This window comes from Flavobacterium sp. ACAM 123, assembly GCF_000264055.1.
Taxonomy (GTDB): Bacteria; Bacteroidota; Bacteroidia; order Flavobacteriales; family Flavobacteriaceae; genus Flavobacterium.
Genome location: NZ_AJXL01000034.1, coordinates 25,380 through 36,255 on the forward strand (window position 1 = coordinate 25,380; position 10,876 = coordinate 36,255).

Annotated in this window: 8 protein-coding genes and 1 tRNA gene; 2 read left to right on the top strand and 7 right to left on the bottom strand. The window is 33.9% G+C overall.

Features of this window, described 5'->3' with window-relative positions; genetic code table 11:
- Nucleotide 1: 1 nt before the first annotated feature.
- The 6 genes from A3SG_RS0108260 to aroB all read right to left on the bottom strand — a co-directional run bounded on the left by A3SG_RS0108260 (nucleotide 2) and on the right by aroB (nucleotide 6,916).
- Nucleotides 2-478: a DNA-deoxyinosine glycosylase gene (locus A3SG_RS0108260; RefSeq protein ID WP_016989564.1), complete on the bottom strand. Its 477-nt coding sequence runs from the start codon at nucleotides 476-478 to the stop codon at nucleotides 2-4.
- A complete protein-coding gene (gene recQ / locus A3SG_RS0108265; RefSeq protein ID WP_016989565.1) occupies nucleotides 475-2,601 on the bottom strand; it encodes a DNA helicase RecQ in 2,127 nt (708 codons plus the stop codon). The genes A3SG_RS0108260 and recQ overlap by 4 nt, the downstream gene beginning before the upstream one ends.
- 120 nt (nucleotides 2,602-2,721) lie before the next feature.
- Nucleotides 2,722-3,084 carry a hypothetical protein gene (locus tag A3SG_RS0108270; RefSeq protein WP_016989566.1) on the bottom strand — a complete coding sequence of 121 codons (363 nt, stop codon included), beginning with the start codon at nucleotides 3,082-3,084 and terminating at the stop codon, nucleotides 2,722-2,724.
- Nucleotides 3,085-3,093: 9 nt separating this feature from the next.
- Complete coding sequence (locus A3SG_RS0108275; protein ID WP_016989567.1) at nucleotides 3,094-4,065, bottom strand: deoxyhypusine synthase family protein; 972 nt, start codon at nucleotides 4,063-4,065, stop codon at nucleotides 3,094-3,096.
- 88 nt (nucleotides 4,066-4,153) lie between these two features.
- Entirely contained in the window at nucleotides 4,154-5,557 is a 1,404-nt protein-coding gene (locus A3SG_RS0108280; RefSeq protein ID WP_016989568.1) for a decarboxylase, read from the bottom strand.
- A 291-nt stretch (nucleotides 5,558-5,848) separates the two neighbouring features.
- Nucleotides 5,849-6,916: a 3-dehydroquinate synthase gene (aroB, locus tag A3SG_RS0108285; RefSeq protein ID WP_016989569.1), complete on the bottom strand. Its 1,068-nt coding sequence runs from the start codon at nucleotides 6,914-6,916 to the stop codon at nucleotides 5,849-5,851.
- A 626-nt stretch (nucleotides 6,917-7,542) separates the two neighbouring features.
- Between aroB and A3SG_RS0108290 the strand changes: the two genes are divergently transcribed.
- On the top strand, nucleotides 7,543-8,715 hold the full coding sequence (locus tag A3SG_RS0108290) for a proline dehydrogenase family protein (RefSeq protein ID WP_016989570.1): 1,173 nt from the start codon (nucleotides 7,543-7,545) through the stop codon (nucleotides 8,713-8,715).
- A 95-nt stretch (nucleotides 8,716-8,810) separates the two neighbouring features.
- Here the strand turns inward: A3SG_RS0108290 and A3SG_RS0108295 are convergent, their stop codons facing one another.
- The gene (locus tag A3SG_RS0108295) at nucleotides 8,811-10,598 is read right to left on the bottom strand and encodes an ABC transporter ATP-binding protein (RefSeq protein WP_016989571.1); all 1,788 of its coding nucleotides are present in this window, start codon (nucleotides 10,596-10,598) and stop codon (nucleotides 8,811-8,813) included.
- A 185-nt stretch (nucleotides 10,599-10,783) separates the two neighbouring features.
- Here A3SG_RS0108295 and A3SG_RS0108300 point away from each other — a divergent pair.
- A tRNA-Val gene (locus A3SG_RS0108300) sits at nucleotides 10,784-10,858 on the top strand.
- Nucleotides 10,859-10,876: the final 18 nt, after the last annotated feature.

Sequence of the window (10,876 nt, forward strand, 5' to 3'; positions counted from 1 at the left end):
GTTATTCGAAGCAAGTGGACCAAATTTTTAATTTGTTTTCAAAAGACATTGTATTCGCAGGACTAGTTGAAGGCATCACATAATACGTGATGCCTTCTATTTGACCGAATTTTTTAACGAAATATCGGTGACTGTCTTTTCCGTTAAAAATGACCTTGTTGATGCCAGTGTATTGTTTAAATAAAGCTTCAAAATCATTTTCTTTTTGATTTTTTATATGAACATCTAAACTTCCTTTGCGTTCACAATTTTCTAAAACATCCCATAGTCCCACGCTATTCTCTTGTAGCAGTTTTATTTTTGCTGTAAAAATTTCTGAGATCGGTAAACTGCTAAAACGAGTATACATAATTTTCCAAAAATGATTTCTCTTGTGTGCGTAGTACTCTTGCTTTTCAAGAGAGGCAATGCCAGGCATTGTTCCTAAAATTAAAATTTCTGTCTGAGAATTTACAAAATGTGAAAATGAAGTAATCATTTTAATAGATTAATGGTTGCTTTTTTCTTTTCAATAATCGCCAAAGCTATTCTTATTTTGTCGTAGGCTATTTTTTCATTGAGATGATCATAATACGGTTTTAAAGTAGTTGGACTTTCTAACTTGATCTTTGCCTTAGCGATCAAATTAACCTCGTCTTCAGAAACAAATTGATATAAATCAATCGTCTCTCCATCTAAATATAATTTTGCCAAATGAGACATAATAGTACCTATTCCTAGCTTACGCTTTAGGGCAATTTCTCCTGCTGTAGATCCATTTTGAAATAGTACTAATGTTTCTTTGTAGGTAACAGCTTCTTTCTTAGGTTTTTCATTTTTTTTTTTTGTAAATGTTATAATTGCTTTTATAAAGGCATCCCCATATTTTTCTAGTTTTGCTTTTCCTACTCCGTCAATTGTGATAAATTCAGCATCACTCATGGGCCTTATTGTTTCCATTTGACGTAAAGCGGCATCACTAAAAATCACATAGGCGGGAACACTTTCTTCCTTAGAAATTTCATAACGCAATCTTCGTAGTATTTCAAAAAGAGAATTGACTGCCGCTTTGCTTTTGGTCTCTTTCAGTTCTGTTTTCTCCGTGTTGATTTTTTGAACTGTGGTCAACTGCACCTTATCTCCTTCAAATAAAACTTCACGCGCTAATGATGTTAGACGGATTTTATTTTGTCGATGGAATGCGATTTCACAAAGTCCCTGATTGATCAGTTGAATGATATATTGATTCCAGTCGTACCACGATATGTCACTTCCGATAGCGTATGTTTTTAGATTTTGATATTCATTTTCGAATATATAAGCATTCTTTGATCCCCTCAAGAAATCAATGATAATAGGTAAGGGTTCTGATTCTTTCAAACGCATAATGGCAGACAATGCTTTTTGCGCTATAATCGTTCCGTCAAAAAATTCAGGCGGGTTCTTACAAATATCACAATTCCCACAATTTTCGGTTACTAGTTCGCCAAAATAGGACAGTAATATTTTTCTGCGACAGCTCAAGGCATCGGCATACTGTTTCATTCGGTCTAGTTTAGCCAGTTGCACTTGAGCATTTAAGCCTTGAGAAGCAAATTTTTGCAACTGGATTACATCACCGTAACTTTCGAACAAAATAGTTTCAGAGGGCAAACCATCGCGTCCGGCACGACCAATTTCCTGATAATAGCCTTCAATATTTTTGGGTAAGTTGTAATGTATAACCCAGCGCACATTTGATTTGTCGATTCCCATACCAAATGCAATCGTAGCACAAACTACTTGGCACTCGTCATTAATGAAATCGTCTTGGGTTTTCGATCGAATCGCAGTGTCAAAACCAGCGTGGTATGCCTTTGCATTTACGCCTGCTTTTTTAAGTTTTCCGGCAAGTTCTTCCGTTGTCTTTCTGCTTAAGCAATAAATTATTCCTGATTCGGTGGGCTTAGCGCGTATGAAGTCAATTATTTGTTTCACTCTGTCTAATGCTGGACGTACTTCTAAACTGAGGTTCTTTCGATCAAAAGAAGAGATAAAAGACTTCGGATTTATTAAATTTAATTGTTGGCTAATGTCCTTACGTGTAGCTTTGTCTGCAGTGGCAGTTAAAGCTAAGATTGGAGTAGAAGGGAAGCGTTTTTTTAAATATCCGAGGTTGATATAAGCAGGTCTAAAGTCATGTCCCCAAGAAGAAATACAATGTGCTTCATCTATTGCTATAAGACTTATGGCAATTTGGTTGAATGCATTTTCTAAATAAGACAAACTTTCGGGAGCTACATAGACCATCTTGACTTTATTGTCCCTTAGGTTTTCAATGTGCATTTGCTGCTCGCCGCTTGTTTGACTGCTATTAATAAAACAGGCTTCAATTCCGTTTGCTTTCAAACTGTCCACTTGATCTTTCATCAAGGCGATAAGCGGTGATATTACTATTGTAATTCCAGGAAATAAAAGGGCGGGTAATTGAAAACAAATTGATTTTCCGCCACCGGTAGGCATAATAGCTAAAGTATCGTGACCGGACAAAATAGTATTTATAATTTCCTCCTGATTGGTTCTGAATTTTTCAAATCCAAAATTTTCCTTTAAAGAGTCATGTAATATTTGGGATGTAATCATTTATTGGGGTAGGACCTTTTAGTATTAATTCGATAGAAATTGTGAGAAAAAAATAGGGTATCGATTTGATAAAAAAAAGGAACTCGATTAAGAGTTCCTTTTTTGTTTTTTTACATGAAATTAATCTTCATCGTCGTCATCGACATCTGGTTCGTCTCGATGGTCGTCATCATCACGATCGTCATCATCGTCTTCGTTCATGTCATCATCCATACCTGGCGGTTTAACAGGAATAACCGGTTCGATAACATCATCGTTTTCTTCATCTTCGTCATAGTTTTCAATTCGATCAGCTAACTTAGTACTTACTTTAACTAAATAATTAGTGTCATCTGTACGTACTTCAACTGCTTCAACTAGTTCGTTTTTACCATTTCTAAATCGAACGATATTTGAATCATCATATCCATCAGGAAATTTTTCCACTAAAAGGCTTAAAATTTCATTGGTAAGCTTTGCGTAATCAACAATTACTCTTTTCATATGGATATTCTATAGATCTAATAAATAAGCAAAAATAAGAGGTGCTACAATTGTAGCATCAGATTCAATGATAAACTTTGGAGTATTTATATCTAATTTACCCCAAGTAATTTTTTCATTCGGCACAGCTCCAGAGTAAGAACCATAACTTGTTGTTGAATCTGAAATCTGGCAGAAATAGCTCCAAAATGGGACGTCGTGCATTTCCATATCTTGGTACAGCATTGGAACAACGCAAATTGGAAAATCACCTGCAATACCACCACCAATTTGGAAAAAACCAATTCCCTTAGAACTGTTTTTTGGATACCAATCGGATAAGTACACCATATACTCAATTCCTGATTTCATTGTAGATGCTTTCAAATCTCCTTTTATTACATAAGATGCGAAAATATTTCCCATGGTACTGTCTTCCCAACCCGGTACAATTATGGGTAAATTTTTCTCAGCTGCAGCATACATCCAACTGTCTTTTAAATCAATTTCATAGTATTCTTCAAGAACACCAGAAAGTAACATTTTGTACATGAATTCGTGTGGGAAGTAACGTTCACCTGCATCATCAGCATCTTTCCATATTTTATAGATGTGTTTTTGCAAACGACGGAAAGCTTCATGCTCAGGGATACAAGTATCTGTTACTCTATTCAATCCTCTTTCTAATAAATCCCATTCATCCTGAGCAGTCAAATCTCGATAATGTGGTACTCTTTCATAATGAGAGTGAGCAACTAGGTTCATTACATCTTCTTCAAGATTTGCCCCTGTACAAGAAATAATATGCACTTTATCCTGACGGATTATTTCGGCAAAAATCTTTCCAATTTCGGCGGTGCTCATTGCTCCAGCCATACTGACCATCATTTTGGCACCATTTGTTAATTGTTGTTCGTATGCCTTTGCAGCATCAACTAAAGATGCAGAATTGAAATGCAAATAATGCTTTTCGATAAACTGACTGATAGGTCCTTTACTCATTTTATTGGATTTAAAGATTTAAAAATCAATTCATTGAATGCTTAAATTCAAATATAATAATTTTTAAATTGACTAATTGTGTATTTAATTATTTATTTTTATCATAACCTAAAATTTTTAGTACGTCTTCAGATGTTTGTTGTTCTGAGAATACTTCCGTTGCGATTATCCCGTTTTCATCTCTATTAATCAAGATGTGTTTGGGCTGCGGAATTAAGCAGTGGTGTAAACCTCCATATCCACCAATTGTTTCCTGATACGCTCCCGTATTAAAAAATCCGATGTACAATGGTTTTTCTTTATTGTATTTTGGCAAATAAATAGCATTCATGTTTTGCTCAGAATTATAGTAATCATCGCTGTCACAAGTTAAACCACCCAGTAAAACGCGCTCGTATGTTTCATTCCAGCGGTTGACGGCCAACATAATAAAACGTTTGTTAATTGCCCAAGTATCAGGTAAAGTCGTGATAAAAGAAGAATCAATCATATTCCATTTTTCTCTGTCATTTTGTTGTTTCTGATACAAAATTTGATAGATCGCACCTCCACTTTCACCTACGGTAAAAGAACCAAATTCAGTGAAAATGTGTGGAACGTCAACTTCAGCTTCATCGCAGGCAATTTTTATCTGATTGATAATTTCATCAATCATGTATTGATAATCATATTCAAACGCCAAAGAATTTTTGATGGGAAATCCACCACCAATATTTAAACTGTCCAATCCCGGGCATTCTTTTTTTAATGCGATATACACCTTTATACATTTCACTAATTCATTCCAGTAGTAAGCCGTATCATTAATACCTGTATTGATGAAAAAGTGCAACATTTTAAGTTCCAATTTATCATTATCTTGAATTTGTTTTTTGTAGAAATTTACAATGTTTTTATACCCAATTCCAAGGCGGGACGTATAAAATTCAAATTTTGGTTCTTCTTCAGAGGCGATACGTATTCCGATTTTAAATTTTCCTTTAATTTCGGCTTGAAGTAAATCTAATTCTTCAAAATTATCAATAATAGGGATTGTATTCTTATGCCCGTTATTAATTAAACGGGAAATATTTTCAATGTATTGATCTCTTTTGAAACCGTTACATATCACATAAGTACTCTTGTTTATTTTTCCATTAGCCATCAAATTTTCAACAATATTAATATCGAAAGCGGAAGAAGTTTCAACATGAATATTGTTTTTAAAAGCTTCATTCATTATGAATTCAAAATGGGAGCTCTTTGTACAATAGCAATAATAATATTTTGCCTCATATTTATTTTTTTCCATCGATTTACGAAACCAGTTTTTGGCCTTGCTGATGTTATTTGAAATTTGAGGTAAATAAGTGAATTTTAAGGGTGTACCATATTCTTCCACGAGCTTCATCAAATCAACATTGTGAAATTTTAGATTGTCTTTGTTTAAAGTAAATTCGTCTTGTGGAAAATAGTAAGTTTGATTTATTAAATCTGAATATTTTGTATTCATTAAGATTGTAGTATTTTAGATTAATTGAAATGGATTACGAATTAAACTAATTTTCAAACCCTAATGTTAGCATAAATTATTTGAAGTTTTTCGTGATCTGATTTTAAATGAGGAAAAAGATTAAAACAAAAATATTCTTTGATCGAAAAAAAGACATTTCAATCTTCTTAAAAAAGACCTATTGTTCCGGTTTTCATTTGAACTGTAATGCCCTTGTTTTTTATTGTTTTTCATTGTAGCAAATGTAAAAAATAATATATACGTAATCCAATCCTTTTAAACTAAAAATAATTAAGATTTATAATCCTTAAAAGCTTTAAGAATTAATTCATTTTCAACAGATTGATTAATTTTTATCTTACCTATACCCTCTATTAGTGCAAATTGTACGGTACCGTATTCATTTTTTTTGTCGTGAATAAGTAATTCAAGTATCGGTTCAATGTCATTTTCAACAAACACGATATCATCAAAAATGGATTTTATAGTTGTTTTGATTTGAAGATACTCGGTTGTACTTATCAATTCTTTATCTAAAGAGATATAGCTTTCTAAAATCATACCCACTGCAATTGCTTCGCCGTGTAATAGGGTCGTTTTATTTATATTCTCAAGAAAATAACTTTCAATCGCATGACCTAATGTATGACCAAAGTTCAATGATTTACGTATGTTTTGTTCCGTCGGGTCTTGAGTAACTATTTCATTTTTTATGACCACAGATTGGTATATTAATTCATCGAAATCCGCAAAATCAATAGTCGTTAAGTCAAGGAATTGCTCCCAGTAGGTTTTGTCGTATATTAAACCGTGCTTTAGCATTTCTGCTAGACCACTGCGCATTTCGTTTTGTGGAAGCGACTCAAGATATTGCGTATCTACGATTACCATCACCGGCAGGTTAAAAACACCTATTTGATTTTTTAAATTACCTAAATCAACCCCGTTTTTCCCACCTACAGAAGCGTCTACCATAGAAAGCAGGGTGGTAGGGATATTGATAAAGTCAATACCTCGCTTGAATGTTGATGCAACAAAACCACCTAAATCAGTGACAACCCCTCCTCCAAGATTTATAACAAGACTTTTTCTATCTGCACCAAGTTCTGTTAAAACATTCCAAATTTGGACGCAAGTCTCAATAGTTTTATTTTCTTCACCCGCTTCAAATTCAATAATTTCTATCGTAAGCTCTGTTTCTACATAAGGCAGAAACGTTGGCAAACACAATTCATTAGTATTGCTATCCACTATGATAAATACCTTAGAGTACTTAGTTGAATTTAGGTGAAGGTTTAAAGCATTATACCCTTTTTCATTAAAGTATATCGGATAATTGTTGGCTTGAATCGTTTGCATCTTATTTAATTAAATGAGAGTGCAAAAATAAGGTATTTTTTACTAGATACTAACCAAAAAATCACTCCTATTTTCCATCTGGATATAACAATTAGTGAAAATATTTTTTGAGTACGAGAGTTGGCTTTTAATTATCTAATGGGGTTATTTAGTATTTAATTTTAATTTAGATTTAAAATTTCTGCTGCGTTTTCATAATTATTATTTTTCGTGAGGTTTTTATATTAAAACAACTTTTATTTTTTCTAATAAGAGAATGAGCATTGTTCAATTTAAATTATTGAACCTTGGTTTTTAGATAACAATTTGTTCGTGGACTAATTTTAAACCAATTGTAAGATCTTTAATTACAAATATAAAGAAATCCTACTAACCGCGGTACAAAGATTAAATGTCAACCACAATTGTTTTGAGGAAGCAGCCATAAGTACGATTTTTCGACGAAAATTCATAAGCCAGAGATTATTTGTATGGAAATCGAAAACATAGTTACCTTCGTCTCCTGTAAAACAGGCATTTAACAGTCAATTATTAAATTTATATTAAATAGTAAAATATGAGATTTAATCCATAGGTTTTTTTTATTTTTGTAACACACAAGCTATAATAATAACGAAATGAGCAACATGGAAAAAATATTCAACAATACAGAAGTGGCCTTTGCATTAAAAAGCGATACAGAACTTGATAGAGCTTATTTTCTTTTTAAAATGATTTCCATCGAGCCATTAGTTAAAATCGGGTCGGCGGTTACTAATTTCGCACTGAATATTAATCTTCCGGTGGAGGGGTTGATACGTGCCACTGTTTTTGATCATTTTTGTGGAGGTATAAATGTGAAAGATTGTCTCTCTGTTGTTGATAAAATGCATACCAAAAGAGTTTCTGCGGTATTGGATTATTCAGTAGAAGGAAAAGAGGACGAACATCAGTTTGACGCTGCATTAGAGATGACTTTAAAAACTATAGATTTTGCAAAAGAACGTCAATCAATACCTTTTGCTGTTTTCAAACCAACCGGTTTTGGGCGTTTCGAATTGTATGAAAAATTAGGAGAAAAACAAAAGTTAACAACAAAAGAGCAAGAAGAATGGGATAAAGTTGTGGCTCGTTTTGATTTGGTTTGCAGCGAAGCCCTTAAAAAAAATGTAGCATTACTTATTGACGGAGAAGAGAGCTGGATGCAAGATGCAGCTGACGAGTTAGTTACTAATATGATGCGCAAATACAATAAAGAAAAGCCAATTGTTTTCAATACCTTGCAAATGTATCGGTGGGATCGTATGGATTATTTAAAAAGGCTACACGAACAGGCAAAGAAAGAAGGCTTTTTTATTGGAATGAAGTTAGTTCGTGGCGCTTACATGGAGAAAGAAAATGCTCGGGCTAAAGAGAAAGGGTATCCGACACCAATTTGTGCATCAAAGGACGCCACAGACGCTAATTATGATGATGCAGTGGATTATATGATTGACCATCTAGACAGTATGTCTCTTTTTCTAGGTACTCATAATGAAGAAAGCACTTATAATTTAATTGACCACATGAAGTCAAAAGGAATAGATACGGAGGATGATAGAATATGGCTCGGTCAATTATACGGTATGAGTGATAATATCAGTTATAACCTAGCTGATCATAATTATAATGTTGCAAAATACTTACCTTTTGGCCCTGTAAAAGATGTTATGCCGTACTTGATTCGTCGTGCAGAAGAAAACACGTCAGTAGCTGGACAAACCAGTCGTGAGTTAGATTTGATAAAGGCAGAGCAAAAAAGAAGAAAACAGAACGACTAGTTCTATTTGAATGAAATTTCCTGAAATATATTTTACAGCAAAGAAAAAACTCCAATCATTACGATTGGAGTTTTTTTATTACACTTATTTTTATTTTAAGAATTACTGAATTGTAAATTACTTAAATTTTTATATTTTCCATTTTCTAAAGTCATTAGTTCTTGATGCGTACCTTGTTCTGTTATTTCGCCATTGTCAAGAACTAATATTTGGTCGGCACTACGAATTGTAGAAAGGCGGTGAGCAATAATGATACTCGTTCTTCCTTGCATCAAAATTTCTAAAGCTTCCTGTACTAATCTTTCACTTTCACTGTCTAGTGAAGACGTAGCTTCATCGAGAATCAATATACTTGGATTTTTAAGTAGCGCTCTGGCAATGGCAATGCGCTGTCTTTGACCTCCAGAGAGTTTAATTCCTCTTTCTCCCACAATAGTTTCAAATTTTTCAGGAAATCCTTCGATAAAGTTAAAGGCGTTTGCTTGTTTGGCAGCCATAAGAATCTCTTCCTCTGTAGCATCTGGTTTTCCGTAAGCGATATTTTCTTTAATGGTTCCACCAAATAAAATTACATCCTGCGGAACTATACTCATATTACCACGAAGGTTTTCTAACTCAAAATCATAAATATTTTTTCCGTCTATTAATATTTCACCTGAATCAATATCATAAAAGCGTAATAATAATGACGCAATAGTTGACTTACCAGTTCCGCTAGGACCAACAATGGCGATTTTTTGACCAAAATTTGCGGTAAAATTTACGTCTTTCAATACTTTAATCTCTTTTCTTGATGGATAGCTAAAAGCAACATTTTTAAAAGTGACATTTCCTCTTATTTTTTCAAGCGAAGCAGTATTTTTCTCTGAGTTGATTTTTTCTGGAGTTTCCTCCAATAATTCAAAGACACGCTCGGTGGCTCCAATTGCTTTTTGGATTTGAGCATATAATTCGGCTATTCCTCCAAAAGAAGCACCTACAAACGTCGAATACAACACAAATGAAATCAATTGCCCTACACTCATTTCTCCACTGATGCTCAATCGAACACCAAACCAAACGACAGCTACGATCGCTCCAAAAAGGCAAAATATAATAAAGGAAGCAAAATAACCTCTATATTTCCCTCCTTTGATGGCTAGTTTTACTACTTCTTTTATTTTTCCGTCGTAACGTGCTATTTCGTACCATTCATTGGCAAAAGCCTTAACGATGCTAATTCCCTGCATTGTTTCTTCAACGATGACCTGGCTTTCCGCTACCTGATCCTGAACGCTTTTTGAAAATTTGCGAATGAACCGACCAAAGATGACTGCTGCTACGGCAACTAATGGAACAACTGATAACATCAATAAAGTTAATTTGATACTTTCGGTTGCTAACAGTGCCACCCCGCCCACGATTAAAATCAGCTGTCTTAAGAATTCAGCGATAGTAGAAGTTAAAGTATCTTGAATCTGCGTAATATCTGAACTGATTCTACTGTTTAATTCACCAACCCGCTTTTGCGAAAAGAAAGACATGGGCAACTTAACTAAGTTACTGTATAATGACAGTCTAAGGTTGGCCAAAGTATGTTCCGTGAAGTCGATAAATAAGGATAATCTAAAAAATGAAAAAATAGATTGCATAAAAAGAATGCCAATCAGCATTAAAGCAATATTATTGGCATCAGAATAACTTTTATTCTTCACGCTGTCAATTAACATTCCCATCAATTTTGGGAAAGCCAAAGCTGTAGCGCCTGTAAGTAGTAAAAAAACTAATCCTACATAAAACTTCCATCGGTGATTGTCTGCATATTTGAATATAAGAGTTGCTTTGTTGAGAGAACTTGCAGTAATTTTTGATTTTGGTAAATCATTTTCTTTGAACCTTGCCATTATTTGCTGTTTATAATGCAAATATAATACTATAGTGATTCATTACAAAAAAATAGTGGTCATGGTTATTTATATTAACGCGCTGTCAGTGAGTACGAAAGGGATTAGGGCTAAATTATTATTAATTTATTTTTATATTTTGCTTGTAAATATAAATTCTAAACGTATCTTCGCACCCAGGATTAGGGCAATTAGCTCAGCTGGTTCAGAGCACCTCGTTTACACCGAGGGGGTCGGGGGTTCGAACCCCTCATTGCCCACAAAAAGACTAATAACGC